The sequence below is a fragment of the Agrobacterium sp. MA01 genome (genome assembly GCF_009650195.1).
Lineage (GTDB): Bacteria > Pseudomonadota > Alphaproteobacteria > Rhizobiales > Rhizobiaceae > Allorhizobium.
On sequence record NZ_CP045854.1, the window covers coordinates 1,518,166 to 1,542,994 of the forward strand.

General features: G+C 61.6%; 24 protein-coding genes and 1 tRNA gene. 12 read left to right on the plus strand and 13 right to left on the minus strand.

Going from position 1 to position 24,829, the window contains the following annotated elements; translation table 11 throughout:
• Nucleotides 1-58: 58 nt before the first annotated feature.
• Both GH983_RS07415 and GH983_RS07420 read right to left on the minus strand, forming a co-directional pair.
• On the minus strand, nt 59-901 hold the full coding sequence (locus GH983_RS07415) for a universal stress protein (protein ID WP_153762047.1): 843 nt from the start codon (nt 899-901) through the stop codon (nt 59-61).
• A 121-nt stretch (nt 902-1,022) separates the two neighbouring features.
• Nucleotides 1,023-1,808 (minus strand): competence/damage-inducible protein A, encoded by a 786-nt coding sequence (locus tag GH983_RS07420; RefSeq protein ID WP_153762048.1) that lies wholly within the window; start codon nt 1,806-1,808, stop codon nt 1,023-1,025.
• A 190-nt stretch (nt 1,809-1,998) separates the two neighbouring features.
• Between GH983_RS07420 and wrbA the strand changes: the two genes are divergently transcribed.
• The 6 genes from wrbA to GH983_RS07450 all read left to right on the plus strand — a co-directional run bounded on the left by wrbA (nt 1,999) and on the right by GH983_RS07450 (nt 6,167).
• Complete coding sequence (gene wrbA / locus GH983_RS07425; RefSeq protein ID WP_069041549.1) at nt 1,999-2,595, plus strand: NAD(P)H:quinone oxidoreductase; 597 nt, start codon at nt 1,999-2,001, stop codon at nt 2,593-2,595.
• 163 nt (nt 2,596-2,758) lie between these two features.
• On the plus strand, nt 2,759-3,022 hold the full coding sequence (locus GH983_RS07430; RefSeq protein ID WP_054150102.1) for a PilZ domain-containing protein: 264 nt from the start codon (nt 2,759-2,761) through the stop codon (nt 3,020-3,022).
• Between the two features lie 83 nt (nt 3,023-3,105).
• Nucleotides 3,106-3,191: transfer RNA gene (locus GH983_RS07435), tRNA-Leu, on the plus strand.
• Between the two features lie 194 nt (nt 3,192-3,385).
• On the plus strand, nt 3,386-4,420 hold the full coding sequence (locus GH983_RS07440) for an ABC transporter substrate-binding protein (protein ID WP_153762049.1): 1,035 nt from the start codon (nt 3,386-3,388) through the stop codon (nt 4,418-4,420).
• Between the two features lie 143 nt (nt 4,421-4,563).
• Nucleotides 4,564-5,352 (plus strand): ABC transporter ATP-binding protein, encoded by a 789-nt coding sequence (locus GH983_RS07445; RefSeq protein ID WP_069041548.1) that lies wholly within the window; start codon nt 4,564-4,566, stop codon nt 5,350-5,352.
• The gene (locus GH983_RS07450) at nt 5,349-6,167 is read left to right on the plus strand and encodes an ABC transporter permease (RefSeq protein WP_054150105.1); all 819 of its coding nucleotides are present in this window, start codon (nt 5,349-5,351) and stop codon (nt 6,165-6,167) included. The genes GH983_RS07445 and GH983_RS07450 overlap by 4 nt, the downstream gene beginning before the upstream one ends.
• Before the next feature lie 30 nt (nt 6,168-6,197).
• Here the strand turns inward: GH983_RS07450 and GH983_RS07455 are convergent, their stop codons facing one another.
• Both GH983_RS07455 and GH983_RS07460 read right to left on the minus strand, forming a co-directional pair.
• Nucleotides 6,198-6,788: a hypothetical protein gene (locus GH983_RS07455; protein ID WP_153763574.1), complete on the minus strand. Its 591-nt coding sequence runs from the start codon at nt 6,786-6,788 to the stop codon at nt 6,198-6,200.
• Nucleotides 6,789-6,892: 104 nt separating this feature from the next.
• Nucleotides 6,893-8,347 (minus strand): TrkH family potassium uptake protein, encoded by a 1,455-nt coding sequence (locus tag GH983_RS07460; protein WP_054150107.1) that lies wholly within the window; start codon nt 8,345-8,347, stop codon nt 6,893-6,895.
• Between the two features lie 132 nt (nt 8,348-8,479).
• Between GH983_RS07460 and ilvA the strand changes: the two genes are divergently transcribed.
• Nucleotides 8,480-9,694 carry a threonine ammonia-lyase gene (gene ilvA / locus GH983_RS07465; protein ID WP_371418476.1) on the plus strand — a complete coding sequence of 405 codons (1,215 nt, stop codon included), beginning with the start codon at nt 8,480-8,482 and terminating at the stop codon, nt 9,692-9,694.
• Here the strand turns inward: ilvA and GH983_RS07470 are convergent.
• Nucleotides 9,687-10,676: a carboxylesterase gene (locus GH983_RS07470; RefSeq protein ID WP_153762050.1), complete on the minus strand. Its 990-nt coding sequence runs from the start codon at nt 10,674-10,676 to the stop codon at nt 9,687-9,689. The genes ilvA and GH983_RS07470 overlap by 8 nt on opposite strands.
• Before the next feature lie 114 nt (nt 10,677-10,790).
• Between GH983_RS07470 and GH983_RS07475 the strand changes: the two genes are divergently transcribed.
• Both GH983_RS07475 and amt read left to right on the plus strand, forming a co-directional pair.
• On the plus strand, nt 10,791-11,111 hold the full coding sequence (locus tag GH983_RS07475; protein ID WP_153762051.1) for an HlyU family transcriptional regulator: 321 nt from the start codon (nt 10,791-10,793) through the stop codon (nt 11,109-11,111).
• Nucleotides 11,112-11,270: 159 nt separating this feature from the next.
• Nucleotides 11,271-14,450, plus strand: coding sequence for an ammonium transporter (gene amt, locus GH983_RS07480; protein ID WP_054150133.1), 3,180 nt, complete (start codon nt 11,271-11,273; stop codon nt 14,448-14,450).
• Between the two features lie 62 nt (nt 14,451-14,512).
• Here amt and GH983_RS07485 read toward each other — a convergent pair whose 3' ends face one another.
• The gene (locus tag GH983_RS07485; RefSeq protein ID WP_153762052.1) at nt 14,513-15,124 is read right to left on the minus strand and encodes an FMN-dependent NADH-azoreductase; all 612 of its coding nucleotides are present in this window, start codon (nt 15,122-15,124) and stop codon (nt 14,513-14,515) included.
• Nucleotides 15,125-15,253: 129 nt separating this feature from the next.
• Here GH983_RS07485 and GH983_RS07490 point away from each other — a divergent pair, with 129 nt between their 5' ends.
• Entirely contained in the window at nt 15,254-16,195 is a 942-nt protein-coding gene (locus GH983_RS07490; RefSeq protein WP_153762053.1) for a LysR family transcriptional regulator, read from the plus strand.
• Between the two features lie 63 nt (nt 16,196-16,258).
• On the opposite strand, the gene GH983_RS07495 is transcribed toward GH983_RS07490, so the two are convergent.
• The 4 genes from GH983_RS07495 to GH983_RS07510 all read right to left on the minus strand — a co-directional run bounded on the left by GH983_RS07495 (nt 16,259) and on the right by GH983_RS07510 (nt 19,746).
• On the minus strand, nt 16,259-18,247 hold the full coding sequence (locus GH983_RS07495) for a bifunctional 2',3'-cyclic-nucleotide 2'-phosphodiesterase/3'-nucleotidase (RefSeq protein ID WP_153762054.1): 1,989 nt from the start codon (nt 18,245-18,247) through the stop codon (nt 16,259-16,261).
• A 103-nt stretch (nt 18,248-18,350) separates the two neighbouring features.
• On the minus strand, nt 18,351-18,689 hold the full coding sequence (locus GH983_RS07500) for a PilZ domain-containing protein (RefSeq protein WP_153762055.1): 339 nt from the start codon (nt 18,687-18,689) through the stop codon (nt 18,351-18,353).
• Nucleotides 18,690-18,853: 164 nt separating this feature from the next.
• Nucleotides 18,854-19,189: a PilZ domain-containing protein gene (locus GH983_RS07505; RefSeq protein ID WP_153762056.1), complete on the minus strand. Its 336-nt coding sequence runs from the start codon at nt 19,187-19,189 to the stop codon at nt 18,854-18,856.
• Nucleotides 19,190-19,284: 95 nt separating this feature from the next.
• A complete protein-coding gene (locus GH983_RS07510; RefSeq protein ID WP_054150114.1) occupies nt 19,285-19,746 on the minus strand; it encodes an Lrp/AsnC family transcriptional regulator in 462 nt (153 codons plus the stop codon).
• A gap of 159 nt (nt 19,747-19,905) precedes the next feature.
• Here GH983_RS07510 and ald point away from each other — a divergent pair, with 159 nt between their 5' ends.
• Nucleotides 19,906-21,024, plus strand: a complete 1,119-nt coding sequence (gene ald / locus GH983_RS07515) for an alanine dehydrogenase (RefSeq protein ID WP_054150115.1) — start codon at nt 19,906-19,908, stop codon at nt 21,022-21,024.
• Nucleotides 21,025-21,134: 110 nt separating this feature from the next.
• On the opposite strand, the gene GH983_RS07520 is transcribed toward ald, so the two are convergent.
• The 3 genes from GH983_RS07520 to GH983_RS07530 all read right to left on the minus strand — a co-directional run bounded on the left by GH983_RS07520 (nt 21,135) and on the right by GH983_RS07530 (nt 23,761).
• Complete coding sequence (locus tag GH983_RS07520) at nt 21,135-22,232, minus strand: catalase family protein (RefSeq protein WP_153762057.1); 1,098 nt, start codon at nt 22,230-22,232, stop codon at nt 21,135-21,137.
• An 81-nt stretch (nt 22,233-22,313) separates the two neighbouring features.
• Nucleotides 22,314-23,264, minus strand: a complete 951-nt coding sequence (locus GH983_RS07525) for a DMT family transporter (RefSeq protein WP_246727524.1) — start codon at nt 23,262-23,264, stop codon at nt 22,314-22,316.
• Nucleotides 23,261-23,761, minus strand: coding sequence for a DUF1203 domain-containing protein (locus tag GH983_RS07530; protein ID WP_194842832.1), 501 nt, complete (start codon nt 23,759-23,761; stop codon nt 23,261-23,263). The genes GH983_RS07525 and GH983_RS07530 overlap by 4 nt, the downstream gene beginning before the upstream one ends.
• Nucleotides 23,762-23,927: 166 nt before the next feature.
• Between GH983_RS07530 and GH983_RS07535 the strand changes: the two genes are divergently transcribed.
• Nucleotides 23,928-24,827: a DUF4344 domain-containing metallopeptidase gene (locus tag GH983_RS07535; protein ID WP_153762059.1), complete on the plus strand. Its 900-nt coding sequence runs from the start codon at nt 23,928-23,930 to the stop codon at nt 24,825-24,827.
• Nucleotides 24,828-24,829: the final 2 nt, after the last annotated feature.

Consider the following 24,829-nt stretch of genomic DNA (forward strand, 5'->3'; position numbering starts at 1 on the left):
TAGCGGGAATCCGAAGCCTCTGGCAAGGCCTCGCGTTCCCGCCCGATCAGCCGATCAATCAGCGCGACAGGAGCGTCAGTGCCGTCATCGAATCGAGCAGCGTGCGGGTGACGCCGCCGAACAGCATTTCCCACCAGCGTTTGTTGCCATAGGCGCCCATGACCAGGAGATCGATGGAGCTGTCCGACAGCCGGTTCTCGATGGCGATCGCCGGGTCGAGGCCGGTCTTTTCCGACGCCGTGACCGTGACCTTGATCCCGTGACGGGCAAGCGCAGCGGCGATCTCGGCGCCGGCGATTGCGCCGGTCTGGGTGGAGGTGTCGGAGGCGTCGACGGTGAAGATCTCGACCTCTTCGGCTGCCATCAGGAAGGGAAGGGCATCGAAGGTGGCGCGGGCCGCCTCGCGCGAGCCGTTCCAGGCAACGAGCACCCGGCGGATCGGCTTCGGTGCCTTCAGGATATGCGGGATGAGCAGCACCGGCCGCCCGCTTTCGAACAGGAAGCTCTCGAGTTCGGAACGGGTCTCCGACAGCATGCCCGCTTCACCCTGGGCGGCGATGACGAGATCGACGCTGCGGGCGCTGTCGATCAGGGCGGCGGAATTGAAGCCCGAGGATGTGACGAAGCTGCGCCATTCATGGGAGAAGCCTTCGCGGTTGCCGATCTCACGGAAGATCCGCTCCACGCTTTCCGTCTCCTGATGCGCCATGTCCTGCAGCGCCTGCACGGTGGCGGGGTCCGGGATTTCCATCGGCGCGACCAGCGGCACCATGGCCACGGCCTCCGCATGGGCGCCGATCACATGCGATTGAAACTGGTTGGCAATTGCGACGGCAAAATCTGTCACCTGTTGCGTGGTTTTCGGTGTGTCCAATATGGCAAGAAGTGTGCGGTAACCCATGGTCGTCTCCTCTTGCGGCCCTTATTTATTGTCCGCATGAGATAACTATGGGTTCCGTTACGTTGTTCCGCCTTGACCGAGGTCAAGTCAGGAGGGGCTTGAGGCGCGAAGGGGCGCGGGCTCAGGCCACCTCGCCGGTGCCGAGATCGCGCGTGGCGGCCGCATCCTTCTCGTTCCGGATCGCATCGATCATCGCCTCCACATCGGCGGCTGCCGCATCGACGATCGCCTGGTTGCGCGCCCGGACGATGAGTTCCGTCGAGAAGCGCCGACCGTCGAAATGCGGGTAGGAGCCGATCGAGGTTTCCGGATGGGCTTTCTGGATCGCGCCAAGCGCCGTGCCGATATCCCCTTCACCGAACGGGCAGGCGATCGAGCGCGACAGCACGCGCTGGCCGGCCGGCAGTGTTTCGATCACATGCGCCATCATCGCCTGGAAGACCTGCGGCACACCGGCCATGACATGCACATTGCCGATGATGAAGCCGGGGGCGGTCGAGACCGGGTTCGGGATATGGCGGCTGCCTTGCGGCATGCGCGCCATGCGCTGGCGGGCCTCGGTGAATTCCAGTCCTCGGCCGGCATACATGTCGCCGAGCAGCTTCATGGCGTCAGGGTCGTGCAGGCAGGGCACGCCGAAGGCCTTCGACACGGCATCGGCCGTGATGTCGTCATGCGTCGGGCCGATGCCGCCCGAGGTGAAGACATAGGTGTATTTCGACCTGAGCGCATTCAGCGCCTCGACGATCGCATCCTCCTCGTCCGAGACGATGCGGACCTCTTTCAGATCGATGCCGGCAACCGTCAGCAGGTCGGCGAGATGGCCGATATTCTTGTCCTTGGTGCGGCCGGACAGGAGTTCGTCGCCGATGGCGAGCATGGCGGCGGTCTTGATCGTCGAGGTCATGGATTAAGTCCTATGGGAATGGGGCAGGCGGGGACCGAGAGGTTACCGTTTTATGTCCGTGAAGAGAAGTAAAGGCACTCATTGATTGAACACTGCGTTCCCGCAGCCGCGACTGGTTCCCGATGCGGAATGCGCTACATCTCGCACATCCACAGCGCGGCAGGGCCGCATGTTCAAAGGGAGATACGACATGGCCAAGATACTGGTTCTCTATTATTCCGCTTACGGTCACATCGAAACCATGGCCTATGCCGTTGCCGAAGGCGCAAAGTCGGCCGGTGCCGACGTCACTGTCAAGCGCGTTCCGGAACTGGTGCCGGACGATGTCGCCAAGGCTTCCTATTACAAGATGGACCAGCAGGCGCCGATCGCCGACCCGACCGAGCTCGATCAGTATGACGCCATCATCGTCGGCGCCGGCACCCGTTACGGCACGGTCGCCTCGCAGATGCGCAATTTCTGGGATCAGACCGGCGGCCTCTGGGCGCAGGGCAAGCTGACCGGCAAGCTCGGCTCGATGTTCACCTCGACCGCGACCCAGCATGGCGGCCAGGAAACCACCATCATGGGCTTCATCCCGACCTTCCTGCATCACGGCATGCTCTATGCAGGCCTGCCTTACGCCTTCCAGGGCCAGATGGGTGTGAGCGAAGTCATGGGTAACTCGCCCTACGGCGCCTCCACGATCACGGCCGGCGACGGTTCGCGCCAGCCCTCCGAGATCGAACTCGAAGGTGCTCGCTATCAGGGTGCCCATGTGGCGAAGCTAGCTGCCAAGCTGGCCTGAGCATAGAATTGACTATCGTCAAAAGGTGGGGCGCAAGCTCCGCCTTTTTTCGTCTTTGGGGCAACTGGGCCACCCGATCGGTAAAAGGCGATCGATCGTTTCAAGGGTCTCTTGAGCGCTTTGGCGCATGCTTCGGGTTGTAAGACCTGAAAGGACGCATGTCATGGAACAGCCAGATCGTCGTCGCCAGCCCCGCCTGCGGGCGCTCAAAGCCGGCCGCGCCATCCTCCCCGGCGGCCATTCCACCTTCGACTGCATGATTCGCAATCTGTCGCCTCTCGGCGCCAAGATGAGCTTCGAATCGACCGCCGACATTCCCCCTCAGTTCCGCCTGCGCCTGGAGGACGGCACGACCCATGACTGCGCCGTCAAATGGCGCAGCCCCCGCGAGATCGGCGTCGAATTCCTGGATGCGCTCGCAAGCTGAGTGATCGATGACACGGGGCGGGCCACAGCATTGGCCCACTACCCTTGACGCGTCCGCCGATCTGATCGAAACAGGGCCCGCACGCGGACGTGGCGAAACTGGTAGACGCAAGAGACTTAAAATCTCTCGGCCTTAGGTCATGCGGGTTCGATCCCCGCCGTCCGCACCAAACTTCCTGTGTTTTGACTGTTAGCGCTGGCCCGTTCTCTTCGGGACAGGTTCTTGGTGTCGTACATCTCTTTGCACTCAATGCGCCAAATTTGTGCAGATCTATTTTTGACGAAAGTTTGAGCATTTTCCGCTTTGCGGCCTCGCTATTTCCTGCTTTGATGCTCCCACCAAAAACAAGGGGAGCTCAAATCCATGATATCAAGACGTCTCTTTTCGGCCGCCGTTGTGGCGGCGGGTCTGCTTGCCGGCGTGACGCTGCCGGTCGGTCAGGCGCATGCCGAGACGGCCATCAAGTTCACGCTCGACTGGAAGTTCGAGGGCCCGGCCGCCGGCTTCCTGCTGGCGCAGGACAAGGGATATTTCGCAGCGGAAGGCCTGGATGTGACGATCGATTCGGGCAATGGCTCGGTCGAGGCGATCCCGCGTGTGGCGACGGGCGCCTACCAGATGGGCTTCGGCGACATCAACTCGGTGATCAAGTTCCTCGATGAGGATCCGTCCCAGAAGGTCAAGGCCGTGATGATGGTCTATGACAAGCCGGTCTTCTCGGTCGTCGGCCGCAAGTCGCTCGGCGTGACGGAAGATCCGAAGTCGCTGGAGGGCAAGAAGCTTGGCGCGCCGCCGCCGGATGGCGCGTTTGCCCAGTGGCCGGCCTTCAAGCAGGTCGCCGGTATCGACGACAGCAAGATCACCATCGAATCGATCGGCTTTCCCGTGCGCGAGCCGATGCTCGCCAAGGGCGACGTCGATGCCGTCTTCGGCTTTGCCTTCTCGGTCATCCTGAACCTCAAGGCGCAAGGCATCCCGGCAGACGACATCGCGACCATCCTGATGGCCGATAACGGCCTGAACCTCTATGGCAACAGCGTTCTGGTGAACTCCGACTTCGCCGCCGAAAACCCTGAGGCTGTGAAGGGCTTCCTGAGGGCGCTGGCCAAGGGCTTTGCCGATGCCGTTGCCAATCCGGAAGAGGGGGCCGCCGCTGTCCTGAAGCGCAACGAGACGCTGAATGTCGACATCGAGAAGGAACGTCTCGAAATGGCCAACGCCATGAACATCAAGACGCCCTATGTTGTCGAAAACGGCATGGGCAGCGTCGACATGGCGCGCCTTTCCGCCTCGATCGAGACGCTCAAGGTCTCCATGGGCCTGAAGGGCAATGTCACGGCCGAGCAGGTCTTCGACGCAAGCTTCCTGCCGGCCAAGGAAGAGCGGATGTTGCCTTGATGACCTCACCCTCCCCTTGAGGGGGAGGGTCGAGCCTCAGGTTCGGGGTCGGGTGACCTTTTGCGAGATCACCCCACCCGCCGCTTCGCAGCGACCTCCCCCTCAAGGGGAGGTTGGGTAATCCCATTTAGACCGGAGCCCCGATGTCCCACCTCGTTTCCATCGACAATGTCGACATGCGCTATGGCGGCGCCGACGGAACGCTTGCCGTATCCGGCCTCACCATGCGCGTCGACAAGGGCGAATTCTCCGCCGTGGTCGGCCCGTCCGGCTGTGGCAAGTCCACCCTGATGAAGCTCGTGACCGGGCTGCATATCCCGCAATCCGGCGTCGTCATCGTCGCCGGCCAGCAGGTGACCAAGCCGGTGTCGATCGTCGGCATGGCCTTCCAGAACCCGACCATGTTGCCCTGGCGCACGACGCTCGAGAACATTCTTCTGCCGCTCGAAATCGTCGAGAAGCATCGGCATCGCCTGCGAGCGAACAAGAAGGAATATGTCGAGAAGGCCGAGAACCTCCTGGAGATCGTCGGCCTGAAGGGTGTCGGGTCGAAATTCCCCTGGCAGTTGTCGGGCGGCATGCAGCAGCGCGCCAATCTCTGCCGGGCGCTGATCCACGAACCGGAACTCCTGATGCTCGACGAGCCCTTCGGTGCGCTGGATGCCTTCACCCGCGAGGAGCTATGGTGCGTCATCCGCGATCTGCATGCGGCCCAGGGCGTGACCATCGTGCTTGTGACCCATGACCTTCGCGAGGCGGTCTTCCTCGCCGACCGGATTTTCGTGATGAGTGCCAGACCCGGCAAGGTGGTCAAGGAACACACGGTGCCCTTCGCGCGACCAAGGGATCTGGAATTGATGTACCAGACCGAATTCAACGACATGGTGCATGTGCTGCACGGCGAGATCGCAAAGGCGAGGGTTGCGGCATGACGATGACGATCGAGACAGCGCCGACCCGCCCGGTCGTAAAGCCCCTGATGCAGCGCATCAACTGGGTGCGGGCAGCGCCCTTCCTCTACACGCTGGCCCTGTTTGCCATCTGGGAACTGACGGTCATCGTGCTCGACATGCCGCCGACCATCCTGCCGGCACCATCACGGGTATTCGAGGCGGTGGTACAATACTGGTCGCCGATCTGGAAGAATTCGCTGCAGACGCTCTACACGACGACGCTCGGCTTCATGATCGCTGTTGTCGCCGGACTGGGGCTCGGTCTCTTCATCGGCTGGTCGAAGTCCATCTATGCCGGGCTCTACCCCCTGATGATCGGCTTCAATGCGATCCCCAAGGTGGCGCTCGTGCCGATCCTCGTCATCTGGTTCGGCATCGGCACCGTGCCGGCTGTGCTGACCGCCTTCCTGATTTCCTTCTTCCCGATCGTCGTCAATGTCGCGACGGGTCTCGCCACGATCGAGCCGGAGACGGAAGACGTGCTGCGGGCGCTGGGCGCCAGGAAGCTCGACATCATGCTGAAGGTCGGCATTCCCCGCTCGATGCCGTATTTCTTCGGATCGCTAAAGATCGCGATCACGCTCGCCTTCGTCGGTTCGGTCGTCTCGGAGACGGTGGCCTCGAATTACGGTCTCGGCAACATGATGAGCTCGGCCCAGAGCCAGTTCAACGTGCCCCTGGTCTTTGCCGGGCTTCTGGCGCTCGCCGTCGAGGGCATCGCCATGTATGCGCTGATGGCCTGGCTCGAAAAGCGCATGACCGGCTGGGCGCATCGCTCGACCATGGCGAATTGATCCGAAAAACTGGACGCCCGATGTGGGCGTTCAGCTCTTGTCCTTCAGCGTGAAGGCCAGTTCGAAAGGCGTCGAGCGTTCGGCGATTACGTCGTTCACAGTATAGCGCAGCACATAGGCGCCGGGCTTGGCGCCATCGACGTCGAGCGTGAGATGGGTATAGACCTCGATCGCATCCGAATGGCCGGTGAAGGTGAAGTTGCCGAATTCCTTTTGCAGCGCGAGCGTCTTGCCTTCGTCGTCGGTGAGTTCGAGATCGACGGTGAAATGCGATTGCCGCTGGTTGTTGGGCGCCGGCTGCCATTTGAGCCCAGCCACCTCGACATAGGTGATGAGCTTCTCGCCGGTGACGAAGACCGGCTCCGCTTTTGCGGTATAGGCCCTGTAGGCCTTCGGGACTTCCGTGATGAAGACGGCGCGGGGGACCGTGAGCGGCAAGCTCTGGCTGAAGGCTGCAAGCCCCGAACGCATGGCCTCGAAGGCGCCCTTCGCATCGTTTTGTGCCGCAAGTTTCTCCGCCTCGATCGCCGCATCGAGAAGCGGGCCGGCCGCAACCGGTGCCGCAGAAAGGAATGCGCCGATCAGGGTGACGGCAAGGCCGCGGGCAGGGGCTGAAGGCATCAGGGACACGTGATTCTCCCGCATTGATCTTGCGGGAGTGTGGGAAGAACCAGGCCCGGGCGTCAAGCGCAGAGCGGTTCTGTGCGATCACGTTGGCCTGATGGTCACGAGCGCCAGAACATTGGCACCAGCAGCACCATGACGGTCAGCACTTCGAGACGACCGAGCAGCATGGCAAGCGACAGGATGTAGAGTTCCGGATCGTGCATCGTGGCGAAGTTGCCGGCCGGGCCGATCAGCGACCCGATGCCGGGGCCGACATTCGAGAGCGCCGTGATCATGGCGGATGAGGCAGTGGCGAAATCGTAGCCGGCCAGCGCCATGGCGAGGCTGCCGATCACCCAGATGAAGATATAGGCGCTGAAGAACAGGAACACGGCGCGCTGCGTGTCTGCATCGACGATCTGGTTGCCGTAGCGGACAGAATAGACGGCGTTCGGATAGATGAGCCGCTTCAGCCCCGTCACGATGATGTTGAAAATGATGACGAAACGGTAGGCCTTGATGCCCCCGGCCGTCGAGCCGGAGCAGCCGCCCATGAAGGTGGCGAAATAGGCTGCGGCCACTGCAAACGGCCCCCACAGAGTGTAGTCTTCACTGGCATAGCCGGTGGTCGACAGGATCGATGCGAAATTGAACAAGGAATGCGACAGCGCGAGCGGCAGGTCCACGCCATTGCGCAGGTGGTTGTAGAGTGCTGCAGAAACGGCGAAGGCTGCGAGATAGCCAAGAAAGACGAGAATCTGTGGATCGCGCAGGGCGTCGAGGCGCCCCTTTATGAAGAAGACGATCAGGATCGAGAAAGGCAGGCTGCAGACCGTCATGAAGAAGGTTGCGATCCCGCGAAGCGCATAGCTGTCGAAATAGCCGAAGGAGGCGTCATGGGTGGAGAAGCCACCTGTGGCGATCGTCGTCAGGGCATGGTTGAGCGCATCGAAATGACTCATGCCGAAGATGTCGTAGGCGATCATGCAAATCAGGGTGATCGCGACATAGATGGCGACGAAGGCGCTGGTAAAGGTGGCGATCCGCGCGAACGGCTTGTCTGCGATGTCGGAGGATTCCATCTTGAAGAAGGAGACCCCGCCCACTCTCAGGAATGGCAGCACGAACAGCCCGAGCGCCACAATCCCGATGCCGCCCAGCCATTGTAGCAGCGAGCGCCAGACGAGAAGCCCGGGCGCCATGTCGTCCAGTCCGGCAAGAACCGTCGAGCCCGTCGTGGTGATGGCCGAAACCGATTCGAACAGCGCCTGGGCAAAGGTGAGGTCGAGTTCGGAGAAATAGATCGGGATCGCACCGACCAGCGAAAAGGTGGCCCAGAGCACGTTGACGAGCAGAAAGCCCATGCGCTTGGAGAAGGCCGGCGGCGGCCCCCGCGTCGCCATGGCAGCCGTGACCGATAGACCGCCGACCATGGCGGCAGACACCGTGAAGACAGACCAGTGCGGGTCGCCGTAATAGAGGTCCACCATGGCCGGGATCAGCATGGCCGTGGACAGATAGAGCCCGCAAAGGGCTGCGATATAGACGACGGAGCGGAGCAGATTGGTGTTCAAGGAATGACTTCCGTCTGTTGCAGCGCAAAGAGGCTTTGTCTCTGCCCGATGTCTATGCCATAGCGGGGCTCTGTCCAAAATTCAACGGAGGCTGACGTGACCCCCGATCAGGTCGACGAAGCGCTGGAAGCCATGCGCGGGCTTTTTCCCGAGACACCGCTGCAGCTCAACGAGCATTTGAGTGCCCGTTACGGTGCGAATGTCTATCTGAAGCGCGAGGACCTGACACCGGTTCGCTCCTACAAGATCCGGGGCGCCTTCAATTTCTTCCGCAAGATCGTCGAAGACAGCCCTTCCGGTACCACCTTCGTCTGCGCCTCTGCCGGCAATCATGCCCAGGGCTTTGCCTTTGTCTGCCGTCATTTCGGCGTTCAGGGCGTGGTCTTCATGCCGGTGACGACGCCGCAGCAGAAGATCGACAAGACCCGCATCTTCGGCGGCGAATTCATCACCATCCGCCTGATCGGCGACATTTTCGACCAGTGCTATCAGGCTGCCCGCGAACATGTCGAGGCGATCGGCGGCTACATGGTCCCGCCTTTCGACCATCCCGATATCATCGAAGGCCAGGCGACGGTCGCGGCTGAAATGATGCAGCAGTTGCCGGAAGGCGTGACGCCGGATCTCGTCATCATGCCGGTCGGCGGTGGCGGGCTCTCGTCGGGCATGACCGGCTATCTCGCCGGCAAGGTTTCGCCCGAGGCGATGATCTTCTGCGAGCCCCAGGGCGCGCCGAGCCTGAAGAAGAGCCTCGAGGCCGGCAAGGTCGTCACGCTCCCCAAGGTCGACAACTTCGTCGATGGGGCAGCCGTCGCCCGGATCGGTGACCATAATTTCGAGGCGCTGAAGGCTTTCCGCCCCGATCAGGTGCTGATCGTGCCGGAAAACGCGATCTGCGTGACGATGACCGACATGCTGAATGTCGAGGGCGTGGTTCTGGAGCCGGCAGGCGCGCTGGCACTTGCCGCACTCGACCTTCTGCCGCGGGTTGCCCTGAGTGGGCGGACAATCGTCGCCGTCGTCTCCGGCGGCAACTTCGATTTCGAGCGGCTGCCTGACGTCAAGGAACGCGCCATGCGCTACGCCGGCTTGAAGAAATACTTCATCCTGCGTCTGCCGCAGCGTCCAGGCGCCCTGCGCGATTTCCTCAATCTTCTCGGGCCCGAAGACGATATCGCCCGCTTCGAATATCTGAAGAAGTCGGCGCGCAACTTCGGTTCGATCCTGATCGGCATCGAGACGGGCAAGCGCGAGAACTTCGCAGAGCTGTTCGACCGTTTCGATCAGGCAGGTCTTGGCTTCGAGGACATCACCGAGAACGAGATCCTGGCCAACCTGATCATCTGATGCCCTGGCCGGCGAGCCAGTCCACGATGATCTTCGCAATCGGCTCGGTGGTCTCGGGCGAATAGGTGTCGCCGGCAATTACATGGTTGTTGGCGTCGCCGGTCGGGCCTGGATCGACGAGCTTGTGATCGGCACCCCAGCGCGCCGCAACCGCCGCCGTCCGATCCGGCCTGACAACCTTGTCCTCGGCCGACTGGAGGAAGAGGGCGGGGACGCGGATCTCTTGCACCGGCGTGTGGTTTGCCAGCCGGACCGATTGCGCCATGGGAATGAGCGCGGCCACCGGGTAACTTGTCGTCCAGTTGTGTGCGTTGAGCGGGCTGATCGGTTCAAAGCCGGCGCGCTTGCCGATGATCAGGCGGGCCAGTTGGGCGCCGAACGGACCGGTCAGCAGAAAGCTGCCGGAAGCCTGCACGCCATAATTGGGTGAGAGGAACACCGAAGCCGCTATCTTGTCCGCAAGAGTAGGGCGACCGAGCGCCCAGGTGACAAGCGAGGCGCCGGTGGATGTCGAGATAATGACGACCCGCTCCCCCAGATGTTTACCGATGGCCAGCGCTTCACCCACATCCGCCGCCCAGTCATCGATCGTCGCGAGGCCCAAGGCGTCGGGATCGTCGAGGCCATGACCGGTGAGACGGGTGAGAAAGAGATTGGCGCCGAGCGCTTGTGCCACGAGGTCGGGCAGGGGGCGAACCTCGGCGGATGAGGCGGAAAAGCCATGCACATAGACCACCGAGACCGGCGTCTTCGATTTGCGGATGGGGTCCGCCCAGACTATCTGCTTGGCAAGCCCTTCGCGGATGCGGCCTGCGTCATGCTCATTGTCGGCGATCAGGGCTTCAAGCGAATCGAGCGGCGTGTCCGCACCGATCTCTGCCTCTCGTTCCAGGGCGAGTACCGGTGGTCTCAGATAGAGAAAGACGATAGCCGCGATGCTGAGAAAAACGAGTGCAAGCAACAAGCCCATGACGATCCGCATCCTCAAGCCTCCCACGGTCCCTCCCGACCGGTGCCGACTGTATCACGCCATCATGATGCGGGAAGCCGCCCCACCTGCTCTTCCTCGGCAGGCCCGGTTATGCTAGGTCAGGCCATGTCTATTCTGTCCAGCATCCTCTCCATTTTCACCGGTGGTTCCTCTTCCGAGACCGCTGCCAAGCCCCTGGCCGAGCCGCAGACCTATAAGGACTGCGTCATCCATGCCGAACCCATGCGTGAAGGCAGTCAGTATCGTCTCGCCGGTCGCATCGTACAGACCGTGGATGGTCGGGTGCTCGAGCGCAAGTTCATCCGCGCCGACGTCTTCACCTCGCTCGATGATGCCCTCGATTGCACCTTCCGCAAGGCGCAGCAGATCATCGATCAGAATGGCCCCTCGCTGTTCGGTGATGGCGAGGAAACGCGCATCGTCTGACGTTGCACTTTGATATTGCGAAGAAATGTTTCTTCGCGATCACCGAATGTTAATGATGCGCCGCAACACTGGCCCCTGAGATATTGTCCGGGTTTTCCAGTGATCATTGCGTTTCGCTCCGTTTCATTCCTTGCTTTTCACGGTTTGGCAGCGAGCCTCGTGTTCGGCTTAGCGCTCCCTGTTCATGCCGCTGACGCAGTGTCCGTTCAGGCGGCCAAGGCTTCTGCCGATCTCGCCTGGCTGATGGCGGCGGCCGGCATGGTGATGATGATGCAGGTGGGATTCCTGCTTCTTGAAGCCGGCATGGTTCGCTCGAAGAATTCCATCAATGTCGCCCAGAAGAACCTCCTGGATTTTGTCTTCGGCGTTGTCGGCTTCGCAGTCGTGGGTTTCATGCTCGCCTTCGGTCGCTCCGGCTTCCTGCCGGTCGGGCTCGATCCTGACTATTTCCTGCTGCAGGGCCTCGATAGCTGGCTCGCCGGGTTCTTCGTCTTCCAGGTAATGTTCTGCGGTACGGCGGCGACCATCGTTTCCGGTGCCGTCGCCGAGCGCATGACACTCTCGGCCTATGTGCTCGGGTCGATCATCCTGTCGACGCTGATCTATCCAATTTTCGTGCACTGGGTCTGGGGAGCGGCGATCGGGCCGAACTCAGGTGCCTTTCTCGCCAATCTCGGCTTCGTCGATTTTGCCGGCTCCACGGTGGTGCACGCCACGGGTGGCTGGGTAGCACTTGCTGCATGCCTGGTGATCGGCGCAAGACGCGGGCGTTTTGATGCCGAGGGACGCCCGGTACGCCTTGCCGGCAACAATCCGGTTCTGGCGACCACCGGAGGCCTCATCCTGTTTTTCGGCTGGATTGGCTTCAATGGCGGTTCCACCCTGGCAGCCAATGCGGATGTGGCGCCGATCATTCTCAACACGGTTCTCGCCGGCGGAATGGGCACCTGCGTCGGCTATGTGATCGGTGCGAGGCAAGATGGTGTGGTGCTGCCGGAAAAGGCGCTGTGTGGCATGCTGGGTGCGCTGGTCGCCGTCACGGCGGGCTGCCACCTGCTTGAGCCGGGTGGGGCCCTCATCACGGGCGCGCTCGGCGCCATCGTCGCCATCGTCGGCAACCAGTATCTCGAAGAGAAGCTCAAGGTCGACGATGCCGTCGGAGCCGTCGGCGTGCACGCTTTCGCCGGTGTCGCCGGAACCGTGGCACTTGCACTGCTGGCGCCGGTCGATCGGCTGCCGCTCGGTGGACGATTCGATCAGCTCTACATCCAGATCTTTGGCTCCGCGCTGAACTTCTACTGGGCCTTCGGCCTCGGCTATGCCTTCTTCTGGACGCTCGACAAACTCGTGCCGGTTCGCGTCACGGCCGAGGCCGAAGACATCGGCCTGAACGTCGCCGAACATGGGACGCGGCTCGGTGTCGGCCATGTCGAGGACGCTCTTTCAAAGCTCGTTTCCGGCAAGGCCGATCTGGGCGACCGGTTACCGGTCGATCCGGGCGACGAGGCGGAGAAGCTGACCCGGCTGTTCAACCACCTGATGGACAATATCCAGCAACAGGAACGCAATCGAAGCGTACTCGAATCCCAGGTCCGCGACCAGGAAGAGGCGGATCGGGTGTCGGCGCTCGCCAACGCCACCTTTGAAGCGATCGTCATGCACGAAGGCGGCGTGATCATTGACGGCAACGAGCAGTTCGAGGTGCTGACTGGTCGCAAGATTGCAGATCTCATCGGAACGTCGATCCTCGATGTTGTCGACCAGACCGGGCGGCGCATGCTCATCGAGGATCCCAATCCGGCGCCCGATGTGTCGCGAGAGTTCCAGATCGTCCGCGCCGACGGCTCAAGCATCCCGATCGAGGCTCGGGGCCGCAATATAGAATATCGCGGCCGGCATATCCGGATCAGCTGCCTCGTCGATCTTCGTGAGCGCAAGGCCGTCGAAAGCCGCATGCGCCATCTGGCGCAGCACGATCCGCTGACAGGGCTTGCGAACCGTGCGCTGTTTACCGAAACGCTCGCCGCCCATGTCAAACAGGCGAATGACGGGTGGGGTTGCGGGGTTCTTCTGGTCGATCTCGACCATTTCAAGGACGTCAACGATCTCTACGGGCACCCTGCTGGCGACGAGGTGATCAGAGAGACGGCGCGGCGCCTGTCTGCGGCACTCGGTCCCGCCGACATGGCGGCCCGCCTCGGCGGTGACGAGTTCGCGATCATCCTCGGCAATTGCCATTTCGAAGCCCAATGCGAAGATTTCGGTCGCCGCCTGGTCGAAGCCTTCCGGCAACCCTTTGACACCGGCCAAGGCGAACGCATCAAATGCGGTGTCAGCATCGGTGGTGCGCTTTGCCCGGAGCATGCGGGCGAGCTCGACGAACTGATCGGCCGTGCTGACATCGCCCTCTATCACGCCAAGAAGTCCGGTCGGAACACGTTCAGATCCTACCGCAGGGGTATGGACGAACTGATCGAGAAGCGACGTGCGCTCGAAGCCGATATCGAGCGCGGACTGGAGCGCGGTGAGTTCGAGCTCTATCTCCAGCCTCGGGTCTCGGCATCGGATGCTTTGATCGTCGGATACGAGGCGCTGGTGCGCTGGAAACATCCGGAGCGCGGCATGGTGCAGCCGGGTGATTTCATCCCGGTCGCCGAGGTGTCCGGCAAGATCATCGAACTGGGAGAATGGGTACTGATCGAAGCCTGCCGTCTGGCAACCGATTTCCCAGAGCATCTGCATATCAGCGTCAACGTCTCGCCGGTACAGTTCCGCCATCCGCAGTTTCTGGAACGGATCGAAGCGATCCTGGATGCGTCCGGGGTTTCGCCGCATCAGTTGGAGCTTGAGATCACGGAGAGCGTGCTGATCGACGACGATCAACGGGCGCGCCTCATTCTCGGCCATCTGAAGACGCTGGGCTTGAGGATTGCGCTCGACGATTTTGGCACCGGCTATTCGTCGCTCAGCTATCTGAGCCGCTACCCCTTCGACGTGATCAAGATCGATCGCAGCTTCGTGTCTGCCCTCGGCACAGAGGAGACCGCCGACGCCATCGTCCGCACCATCATCGATCTCGGCAGCGGGCTCGGCATGCGGGTCGTGGCGGAAGGTGTGGAGACGGTGGACCAGGCTCGTTACCTGAGCGTCGCGGGCTGTGACGAGCTGCAGGGATATCTGTTGGGCCGGCCTCAGCCGCTCGACAGCGTCGCATCCGAGGTGAGCGCAGAGGTTGTCTCCGAGCTGACCAGTGTCGCGCGGCTGGCAGCGCATCGCCACAAGCGCCTGTCCCGAACGGGGAGCGAGACAGGGCTTGCTCTGGCGGCAAACGGCAACTGAAGGTTCTTGCCGTTTGCAGAAGTGTGGCGGCAGCGAGGCTGCCGCGCTGGATCGTCAATGGATCAGGCGGCGCGCGCCAGTTCCTCGACCTTGGCCTTGGCTGAAGCCACGGCCTTTTCGGCGGCTTCCGGACCATAGGCCACGCCTTCGACATAGACAGTCTCGACCAGCTCGATGCCGAGGAATCCGAGAACCGTCTTGAGATAGGGTTCGGCATGGTTCATCGGGGCGCCGGGGCCGGAGGAGTAGATGCCGCCGGCGGCGAGCACCAGATAGGCCTTCTTGCCCTTGGCGAGGCCGACCGGGCCGTTTTCCGTGTAGCTGAAGGTGAGGCCGGCACGGGCGATGTGGTCGATCCAGCTCTTCAGCGACGAGTAGATGTTGAAGTTGATGAGGCCGGTGCCGATGACGATCGTGTCGGCGGCCATCAGTTCGGCGACGAGCGCGTCGGAGATGGCAACAGAAGCGGTTTCTTCAGCGGTGCGTGCATCGGCCGACTTGCGGATCGCAGTGGTGAAGGCGCCGTCGACGTGGTCGAGCTGGGTTTCGACGAGATCGCGGCGGACCAGCGTGCCGGTCTCGCCGGCGAACTTCTCGGCGAGCTCGGTGGCGATCGCGTTCGAGAGGGATTCCGAGCCGCGCGGGCTGGAGGTGACGAGAAGGATGGAAGACATGTGCAATTCCTCGAATGGTGGTGGGCCCTTGGGAGCAGGCCTGCCATGCATCTATGTCCGAGCACGCATCAATGAAACTGTGATAATCTAGATCGGTCATATCGAATAACTGGATGGATGCCCGATCGCATGGATGCCAATCCCACTCTCGACCAGTTGCAGGTCTTTCTCACCGTGGCTGATACCGGCAGCTTTTCCGCGGCCGCCCGGCAGCTCAATCGCGCCCAATCCGTGGTGAGCTATACGATCGGCAATCTCGAAAGCCAGCTCGGCGTGACTCTGTTCGAGCGGACCGGCACACGGCAACCCAAGCTCACGGAAGAGGGCAGAGCCATGCTGACCGATGCCGGCCGGATCGTCGGTGATCTGCAGGTGATGCGCGCCAAGGTGCGCAGCATGCATCAGGGGCTGGAGGCGGAACTTTCGGTTGCCATCAGCGTGCTCGTCCCGACCGGCGCCATGCTGGCGGTGCTCCGCGAATTTCAGCGGCAGTTTCCGTCCGTTTCGCTGCGACTGGAAGTGGGCGAACTCGGACGGCTGGTCGAGCTGGTGATGAGCGGCAGGGCCACCATCGGCATCGGCGGTGCGCCGACGCGGCAGGACGACACGCTGATCGTCACCCGCATCGGCCACAATTTCCTTCTGCCCGCGGCGGCGGCCGACCATCCGCTCGCTGAGCGCAGAGGCACGCTGTCCCTGCAGGACGTGCGCGAGGAAACCCAGATCGTCGTCAGCGACGCCTCGGATCTGACGTCGGGGCGTGATTTCAACGTGCTGTCGTTCAAGACCTGGCGGGTGAGCGACATGGCAACCAAACATCAGCTGATTCGTGGCGGTCTCGGCTGGGGCGGGCTGCCGGCCTCGATCATTCGCGAAGACATGGCAAGCGGCCGGATCGTGCATCTCGATCTGCCGGCTTATGAGCAGGGGTCTTACAATCTCTATGCCATCAGGCGGACCGACAATCCGCCGGGCCCCGCCGGAACCTGGCTGATCCGGGCCTTCGAAGAACAGCTTTCGAACTGCCCCATGGATCTGGCATTCCCACCGCCACTTGCAACGGCAGTTTAAGGAATCGATTCAACATCCTGAATCGACTCCGTTCTTGATGGATCAGCATCATGCTGGCGCTGCTCAGAGCATCAGCCGGAACTTCGCGAAACCTTCCGCCGCTTCGCCGGCATCTTCGATTTGGCCGCCCTTGAAGTCGGCGAGGAATTCGCGTGCCTTCGGGCCGGTCTCGAAGATCACGCTGGTCTCGCCGATCGGTGCAAACGACCAGTTGCCGTCGGCGGACGGATTGATCGTGCCCTGCTCGACGATGTAGCGGACGATGATGTCCCGGTTGGTATCCGGGCCGACGAAGATCACCTTGTCGGCGGCAATCTCCGGGAACTTGCCGCCGCCGCCGGCGCGGTAGTTGTTCGTCGCAACCGCAAAGGTCTGGCCGGGGTCGATCGGCTTGCCGTCGAATTGCAGGTTGACGATACGGCTTGATTCCGGATGGACGACGACGCCGTCCTTGTCGTAGCGGGCGGGCTTGGTGAGATCGATCTGATAGGTCACGCCGTCGATGACGTCGTAATTGTAGGACGGGAAATCCGGATTGATCAGGGCCGCGTCCTTCGCGCCCTTCTCGATCTGGTTGAAGATGCCGGCCGACATTTCAAGCCAGTTCTTCACCTGTTCGCCGGTGATCGCCACGGCCTGGATGGTGTTCGGATAGAGATAGAGGTCGGCGACGTTCTTGATCGCGATATCGCCGGCCGGCACGTCGGTGAAATAATCGGCGCCGCCACGACCGCCAACCTTGAACGGGGCCGCCGCCGACAGGACGGGCAGATCCTTGTGAGGCCCATCCTTCAACATGTCCTTGATGTACCAGGACTGCGCAATCGAGACGATCTGGATCGACGGATCGTCGGCCACCAGCGCAAAATAGGAATAGAGCGGCGCAGACGACTTGCCGACGGGGGTGCGCACATAGTCGAGTGTCGCCTGATGCTCTGTCGCGACCGAGGCGAGCACTTCAGGTTTGTCTGTCACGTCGGCCACGACCTTGCGGTTGTCGTCGCGATGATAGATCGGCCGCGCTTCGCAGGTGAAGTCGACGATCTTCCAGCTCGCGCCGTCCTTTTCGAGCAGCAGGTCGATCAGCCCCATATGCGAGCCCCAGAAACCGGCCATGACGGCTGGCTTTCCGAGCAGCGTGCCCTTGACGGCGTCAGCACCCGGCACGTCGTCGAAGTCTTTGGGGCCGGGGAAGACAAGATGCTGGTGGCCGGTGAAGATCGCATCGATACCTTCGACGCCTGCGAGATACAGCGAGGCATTTTCCATGCCCTCTGTCTCGCCTTGCCCGTCGATCCCGGAATGGGAAAGGGCAATCACGATGTCGGCGCCGTCCTCCTTCATCTGCGGCACCCAGGCGCGGGCCGCCTGCAGGATGTCGCGCGTCATCGCCTTGCCCTCGAGGTTCTTCGCATCCCAGAGCATGATCTGTGGTGGCACGAAGCCGATGAAGCCGACCTTGATCGGGCTGGTGGCCCCGGATCCGTCGCGGATCTGCTTTTCGATGATGTGGTAGGGCTTGAAATAGAGTGGATCCTGCTTGGGATCGGCCGCAAGCTGGCCCTTGGTCAGGTTGGCACAGACGAAGGGAAACTGCGCACCCGCCAGCGTGTTGAACATGAAGTCGAGGCCGTAGTTGAATTCGTGATTGCCGAGCGTTCCGCAATCATAGCCGAGCACGTTCATCGCCTTGATCACCGGATGTACGTCGCCTGGCTTCATGCCCTTCTGATAGGCCATATAGTCGCCCATCGGATTGCCCTGCAGGAAGTCGCCATTGTCGATCAGCATCGAATTGCCGGCCTCGGCGCGGATGGAATCGATCAGGCTTGCGGTGCGCGAAAGGCCCATCGTGTCGTTCGGCTTGTCGGCATAGTAGTCGTAAGGCATCACGTTGACGTGGATGTCGGTGGTCTCCATCAGCCTGAGATGCGCCTGATTGCCATTGGCGCGCGCCGCAAACGGATGAAGCGTGATTAGCGCCGCGGAGGCCGCGACGCCGCTGAGGAAAGATCGGCGGGAAATCGCATGAAGATCGAGCAAAGACGGCATGGGGGCCTCGCGAAGAACAGGTTCTGAAAGCGACAGAGGTTAAGTCGCTTTCAAGAGGCTTGCACCTGTAAAATGACAGGGGTGAGACGTGCCGTGGCCGTGTCTAGTTCGGCACGAGGTTCCGCGGATCCCGATGGAAGTGGCGGAAATAGGCGGTGACCTGCGCAACCGCATTGGTGGTCTGCTCGAATTCGAGCCCCATCTTGCCGGCGCGGTACCAGCGGACGGTGCATTCGATGTGACCGAGTTCGGCGCAGCTGACGGTAACAGTCGCGCCGCGCTTGGCTTCGATCCAGCCCTCCAGATGCAGGGCCATGCCGGTTCGGGAAATATCGAGAATACGGACGTTGAACTTCTGGCCGATGAATTCCAGCGTGCCCCTGATGTGACAGCGGATACGGTGGCTTCGGCGGCCGTCCGGATTGAGTTTGGCAGCAAGCATAAAATTGCGCTCCGTCAAATTGATGAAAGAAACGCAGAAAACCTCGGTCAGGCGCCTTAACGGCATCTGGCCAAGGTCATTAGAATGCGAGCGATCTCCTCAGGAGAATTTGGGTGTTTTGCCAGTTATGCGGGGTGTTTACCGTTAACTTCCGCGCGGCAGGGTCAGCCGCGCAGGACCGGCCGGACTTCCTGGTGGTAGTTGCGGAAATAGGCCGCGACCTTGGCGATCGAGTTGCTGTTCGGGCGGAACATGATGCCGATCCGGCCACCATAATTCCAGCGGACGACGCCTTCGAGATGGCCGATATCCGCGTTCTCGATGGTCACCTGGCTGCCGGCGGCGGCGGTCAGCTTGGTTGCGAGTTCCAGAGCAAGTCCGGTGCGCGAAATATTGATCACGCGCGCATCCGCCTGCTGCTGAAAATAGCGGATCTTGCTGTCGATCCGGCAGCGGTTGCGGGCTGATTTGCGAACATCCATACCGAGATTATTGCTCATGATGCCGTCCTGAATAGAAAAAGGAATGGCACGAACCTACGCCCGATCTGTGAGAACGGTCTAAACCAATTCATTAGGATTTTCAGGATCCTTCATCAAAGACCCACATTGGGACGTTCGATCACTTCGCGCAGCGCAAAGCTCGAATTGATCTTCACCACATGCGGCAGCGCCGAGAGCCAGTCGCGATGGATGCGCTCGTAATCCTCGAGATCCTTGGCGGCCACACGCAGAATGTAATCGTATTCGCCCGACATCAGATAGCACACAAGCACGTTCGGACAGCGCTTCACGGCGGCCTCGAATTCGGTCAGCGTCTTGGCGAACTGGCCGGACAGCGAGATGTGCACGATCACCATCATCTTGTAGTCGATCGCCTTGTGCGACAGGCGCGCATGATAGCCGCTGATCACGCCCGATTTTTCCAGCATGTCATGGCGTCGCGAGCAGGCGGAGGGCGATAAGCCCACCGTTTCGGCGAGCTCGGCATTGGTCATCCGTCCATTCTCCTGAAGCGCCTTCAGAATGGCACGATCAATGGCATCCAGTTCCGCCATTCGTAGATTTCTCCGTTTTGCAGCTGCCTGACGCAAGAAGCTGCGAATTGTCTGATGTCCCAGGCTTCACTTTGCAAGGACATTTTGCGCGGAGAATGTTTGAATTTCCGTATCTGAAACAAAGCAGCTTCGGCTGCGAATAAGAGAGAGGAACGCTTCATGCGTGTCGGTTGCCCGAAGGAAATCAAAAACCATGAATACCGTGTCGGTCTGACCCCCGGTGCCGTCAGAGAATATGTGGCTCATGGCCATGATGTCCTGATCGAAACGGGAGCAGGCGCCGGCATCGGCGCAGACGACCACGCCTATATCGCCGCTGGCGCGAAGATCGCAGCCTCGGCCAAGGACGTGTTCGAAAAGTCCGACATGATCGTTAAGGTCAAGGAGCCCCAGCCCTCCGAATGGGTGCAACTGCGCGAAGGCCAGATCCTCTATACCTATCTCCACCTTGCGCCGGATCCGGACCAGACCAAGGGGCTGCTCGATTCGGGCGTGACTGCCATCGCCTATGAAACTGTAACCGACGAGCGTGGCGGCCTGCCGCTTTTGGCGCCGATGTCGGAAGTCGCCGGACGTCTCGCGATCCAGGCGGGTGCGACGGCCCTGCAGAAGGCCCATGGCGGCCGCGGCATCCTGCTTGGCGGCGTGCCGGGCGTGCTGCCGGCCAAGGTCACCGTCATCGGTGGCGGCGTTGTCGGCCTGCATGCGGCCAAGATGGCCGTCGGTCTCGGCGCCGATGTCACAATCCTCGATCGCTCGCTGCCGCGCCTGCGCCAGCTTGACGACATCTTCGGCGGCCGCGTTCACACCGTTTACTCCACAATCGATGCGCTTGAGCAGGAAACCTTCTCCGCCGATCTCGTCATCGGCGCGGTCCTGATCCCCGGTGCGGCTGCCCCGAAGCTCGTCACGCGCGAGATGCTGTCCGGCATGAAGAAGGGCGCTGTCATCGTCGACGTCGCCATCGACCAGGGCGGTTGCTTCGAGACCTCGCATGCCACGACCCATTCCGACCCGACCTATGTCGTCGATGGCATCGTGCATTACTGCGTCGCCAACATGCCGGGCGCGGTTCCGATCACCTCGGCGCATGCCCTCAACAATGCAACGCTGGTCCATGGGCTGGCGCTTGCCGATCGCGGTCTGCGCGCGATTGCCGAGGATCGGCACCTGCGCAACGGTCTCAACGTTCACAAGGGCCGGATCACCAACAAGCCGGTGGCCGATGCCCTGGGTTATCCGGCCCATGCGCCGGAATCCGTACTCAACGTTGCGTAAGGCTGCACTCTCCGGTCGCCTCACGCTGCGTCAGGTCCGCGAATGTAACGTGTAAAGCGGCCGATCCGGGCCGGCCTTCCCATCGGCCGGCCCGTTTTTTTATGCCTAGATCAAGGCAGATCGGGCCGGCTCTTCGGCTCATGCATCGGGCAGCCGATCAAGGCGCTGCGCTTTGCCGCCGCCACCGGATAGACCTCCCTGCGGGCGCGCATGACATTGCCGAGGGGTCGATGCTGCTCGATGCCGCGCCATGGGCGGAAGGTCAGTCCGTCATCGACGGCACGCGAACGACCTTCCGACCAGCCCGTCTGCGGCGCAACACTGATGGTCGCGATCTCCAGATAGGGGCTGTCTTCCTCTGGCCAGACGACGGAAGCATCCTCGATCGGCTGTGTTTCGAGATTGCGACAGAGCTGTGCGCGCAAGGTCCATTCTCCGCCATCGCGCGCCATCACCTCGGCAACCGCTTCGCGCAGCACGTCGGGACCCTCGGATAGATCGATCCTTTCGTCGACCAGGCGCTTGAAGCTCTCGGACCGCGGCACGATGTCGAGCTTTGCCACATAGTCGCCGAAGCGCAAGGGAACCTGGGTGTAGTAGTGCTCGCCGAGTGGATGGGTCTCCGGATAGCCGCCCATCGCCTTCAACGCTCCGGCATCCGCGCCCATGGCTTCCAGTCCACGGACGATGGGTCTCAGGATCCAGCTGAGCGCACTCTTGGCCCATTCCACCCGATCGGTGGTGCGGGAAATGAGTTTCAGGTTTTTGGCAAAACCTGCGGCATCCGGTGCAGCAAAAGCCGGCGCGGAGGCAAAGAGGAAATCCTGCGTGAGATCGCCTTCGCTGCCTGGCAACCGCGTGCCCTCGACGTCGAAGAGCTTGATGGCGAAACCGCGCGGCAGTGAAACACTGTCGCGCAAGGGATCGCCAGGGATGGTGGATATGCGGATGATCGCCGGATAGGTCCGACCCGGTTCGGCGAAGATCCCCTGCCGCAGTTCGGCCGAAAGATCCGGATGGACGGTGATGGAGGCTTCGAGCAGGGCGTGGCTCTTGGCATGTACGCTGCGCTGCGCATGGCCAAGATCCTCGTGTGTCTTCTCTATGATGTAGAGCATGCTCTCCTTGATATCCTCGATCGCCTCCTTTTCGTCGGCGGAGGGACTTTCGAGGTCGGCATGGTAGCGGATTGGCGGGGTGGGCTGCATCAAGGGCTCCGTTCTCTGTAGACAAGCGGACGGAACGCAGCGCCAGTGACCGGGGTTCCCAAGAGACGAAAGGCCGTTGCTTCAGCCCCGCCCGCCGCGATCAAGAGCATGGTTCGCGATGCGTCGCACACGAGGCCATAGCCGACCGTCGATCAGGGCGAGACCGAGAAGGATGATCGCCATGCCGGCAAAATCCTCCGGAGCAAGGCGCTCACCCAGAAAGACGGCGCCGAGCATGATGGCGCTGACTGGGATCAGGAAGGTCACCAGCATGATATTGGTGGCGCCGGCGCTCGCCAGAATGCGAAAGAAGATGACATAGGCAAGCGCAGTCGAGATGAGTGCGATGGCGATCACGGCGGCGATGGTGGCAGCACTTGGAGCCGGAAGGGTCCAAGGGTGATCGAAAGCCATGGCGAAGATCAGCATGACGACGCTCGACGCCGTGAGCTGGCCGCAGGCGGTGACCATCGGGCTGAGCCCCCAGAGCCGAAACCGACGGCCATACACGCCTGCGAAAGCATAGGAGAGAGCGGCGCAGAGGATGGCGATCTGTGCGAGCAGATCCTGTCCAAGATGGGACAGCGAAGATGGGCCGATCATCACGGCAACGCCGGCAAAGCCCACGATCACGCCTGAGAGGCGGTTACCCGTCATCTTCTCGTCGCTCGTCAGCAGATGCGCCACAACCACGCCGAACAGGGGCGTCGTGGCATTCAGGATCGAGGCGAGGCCGCTTTCGATATGGGTCTGCGCCCAGACGATCAGGCTGAAAGGCAGGATGTTGTTGAGAAGCCCCATGCCGAGAAAGCCGAGCCAGATCTTCGGTGAAGTCGGCATGTGTTTTCCGGAGAGGCGCACCACGGCGTGCAGGGCAAGGGCAGCAAGACCAACGCGCGCTGCGACGATCGTGAGCGGCGGCAATTCGCGAACGGCAACACCGGTGAAGAAGAAGGATCCGCCCCAGATGACGGAAAGCAAGAGCAGCAGGCCCCATTCGGTGGCGGTCATGGAGGGGCGGGCGGTAGTCATGCTTGTCTCCGGCTGTCGGTCACTGCCGTGTCGGCGCGCTCGATCCGGCATTGATAGCAGTTATTGCGTGCCGATCGGACATGCAGATAGGCGATCCCTGGACTGGCGAGCAGTTCCTGCGCCCGCGCGATGATGGCCTCTGTCTGGACCACGCTACCGCTGCCGTAGACGATCCGGTCGTCTGCGCCATAGCCGCGCACGATGTAGTCGGGGCTTTCCAGCATCGGCGGCAGGACGTCGCTTGCTTCATCGCGCGGGCAGGCATCGGCATGCAGGAAGATCGGCCCGGTCTCGGCATAGGGCTGGAGCGTCGGAAAAGGGCGATAGGCGAGCGTCAGATAGGCCTCGCCTTCGGCAATGTCGCTGAGGCAATGACGGCAGGGATAACCGCCGGGGGAGATGCCACGCTCAGGCGTGAGCCCATAGGCGTCGGGGGCCCCCTGACGATAGGCTGCGGCCTGTTGCGAAGGCATGGCGAGAAAACGGAGATCGGACATCATGGAAGCCTCATGTCGACAGTTGAGATAGGCTAGCTTCTGTCATTGAGGCATCTGCGGCCACCCGATTCCTGCGTGCGTTCGTGCGGTCAGAAATGGTGCTTCTCTCTCGCCGCATCTCTGCTGTAGAGAATGGGCGAGGTATCAGGGGTTCGGGGTCTCTCATATGCTGTCGCTCAAGTCCGTCACAACAGTCATGCTGGCCTTCGCTGCAGCATGGCTTTTCCAGCCAACCACGCGTGTTCAGGCAGAAGATTTGACTGCCGAACAGGTGGAGGAAGGCCAGCAATTCGTCGTCAACAATGCCATCTTCATCCTCTTCCACGAGGCCGGCCACATGCTGGTCTCCGAGTTCAATCTGCCGGTGCTCGGACGCGAGGAGGACGCGGTCGATGCGCTCTCCTCTGTGCTATTGCTCGGCGCCGAGGACGAGGATCTCTACACGACCATGCAGGATGCCGCCGATGGCTGGTTCCTGCTCGATGAAGCCAATGAGGATGGTCCGCAGGAAGATGACTTCATGGGCACCCATGGCCTGGATCGCCAGCGTGCCTATTCGATCGTCTGCATGATGACCGGGGCGAATGCGGAGTTCTTCGATGAGTTTGCCGACTCGCTCGAATTTCCCGAGGATCGTCGCGAGGAATGCCTATTCGAATACGAGAAGGCGCGAGACAGCTGGATGAGCCTGCTCGCTGCCAACATGAAGGAAGGCGCCAAGACCCGCTTCGACGTCCGCTACGAACCGGCGGGTGACGCGGATCTACAGGCTTTTGCCGATCTGCTGAAGAGCGCTGGCGCTCTGGAGACGATCGCCACCGTCTTCGGCGAGGGCTACAATCTGAAGGACGGCATCAAGATCACCGGCACGGCCTGTGGCGTTGAGAATGCCTTCTGGGATCCAGAGGCGCGCGAAATCACCTACTGCTACGAGATGGCCGCCTTCCATGCCGGTCTCATCGCCAACTGGTTCGAGAACCAGGGCTCGGAGGACACCTCGAGCGACGACGACGCGACCGGTTCCGGCGATGAGGCGACGTCCGTCAAGCTGAAGAGGAAGGAATGAGC

Coding starts and splice junctions, on each gene's coding strand:
- GH983_RS07535 (WP_153762059.1), top strand. CDS start 23,928: ATGCTGTCGCTCAAGTCCGTCACAACAGTCATGCTGGCCTTCGCTGCA.
- GH983_RS07520 (WP_153762057.1), bottom strand. CDS start 22,232: ATGCAGCCCACCCCGCCAATCCGCTACCATGCCGACCTCGAAAGTCCC.
- GH983_RS07415 (WP_153762047.1), bottom strand. CDS start 901: ATGGGTTACCGCACACTTCTTGCCATATTGGACACACCGAAAACCACG.
- GH983_RS07510 (WP_054150114.1), bottom strand. CDS start 19,746: ATGGCGGAACTGGATGCCATTGATCGTGCCATTCTGAAGGCGCTTCAG.
- GH983_RS07430 (WP_054150102.1), top strand. CDS start 2,759: ATGGAACAGCCAGATCGTCGTCGCCAGCCCCGCCTGCGGGCGCTCAAA.
- GH983_RS07420 (WP_153762048.1), bottom strand. CDS start 1,808: ATGACCTCGACGATCAAGACCGCCGCCATGCTCGCCATCGGCGACGAA.
- ilvA (WP_371418476.1), top strand. CDS start 8,480: ATGCGCGGGCTTTTTCCCGAGACACCGCTGCAGCTCAACGAGCATTTG.
- wrbA (WP_069041549.1), top strand. CDS start 1,999: ATGGCCAAGATACTGGTTCTCTATTATTCCGCTTACGGTCACATCGAA.
- GH983_RS07455 (WP_153763574.1), bottom strand. CDS start 6,788: ATGCCTTCAGCCCCTGCCCGCGGCCTTGCCGTCACCCTGATCGGCGCA.
- GH983_RS07475 (WP_153762051.1), top strand. CDS start 10,791: ATGTCTATTCTGTCCAGCATCCTCTCCATTTTCACCGGTGGTTCCTCT.
- GH983_RS07505 (WP_153762056.1), bottom strand. CDS start 19,189: ATGAGCAATAATCTCGGTATGGATGTTCGCAAATCAGCCCGCAACCGC.
- GH983_RS07530 (WP_194842832.1), bottom strand. CDS start 23,761: ATGTCCGATCTCCGTTTTCTCGCCATGCCTTCGCAACAGGCCGCAGCC.
- GH983_RS07495 (WP_153762054.1), bottom strand. CDS start 18,247: ATGCCGTCTTTGCTCGATCTTCATGCGATTTCCCGCCGATCTTTCCTC.
- GH983_RS07490 (WP_153762053.1), top strand. CDS start 15,254: ATGGATGCCAATCCCACTCTCGACCAGTTGCAGGTCTTTCTCACCGTG.
- ald (WP_054150115.1), top strand. CDS start 19,906: ATGCGTGTCGGTTGCCCGAAGGAAATCAAAAACCATGAATACCGTGTC.
- GH983_RS07485 (WP_153762052.1), bottom strand. CDS start 15,124: ATGTCTTCCATCCTTCTCGTCACCTCCAGCCCGCGCGGCTCGGAATCC.
- GH983_RS07440 (WP_153762049.1), top strand. CDS start 3,386: ATGATATCAAGACGTCTCTTTTCGGCCGCCGTTGTGGCGGCGGGTCTG.
- GH983_RS07470 (WP_153762050.1), bottom strand. CDS start 10,676: ATGCGGATCGTCATGGGCTTGTTGCTTGCACTCGTTTTTCTCAGCATC.
- GH983_RS07500 (WP_153762055.1), bottom strand. CDS start 18,689: ATGCTTGCTGCCAAACTCAATCCGGACGGCCGCCGAAGCCACCGTATC.
- GH983_RS07525 (WP_246727524.1), bottom strand. CDS start 23,264: ATGACTACCGCCCGCCCCTCCATGACCGCCACCGAATGGGGCCTGCTG.
- GH983_RS07445 (WP_069041548.1), top strand. CDS start 4,564: ATGTCCCACCTCGTTTCCATCGACAATGTCGACATGCGCTATGGCGGC.
- GH983_RS07450 (WP_054150105.1), top strand. CDS start 5,349: ATGACGATGACGATCGAGACAGCGCCGACCCGCCCGGTCGTAAAGCCC.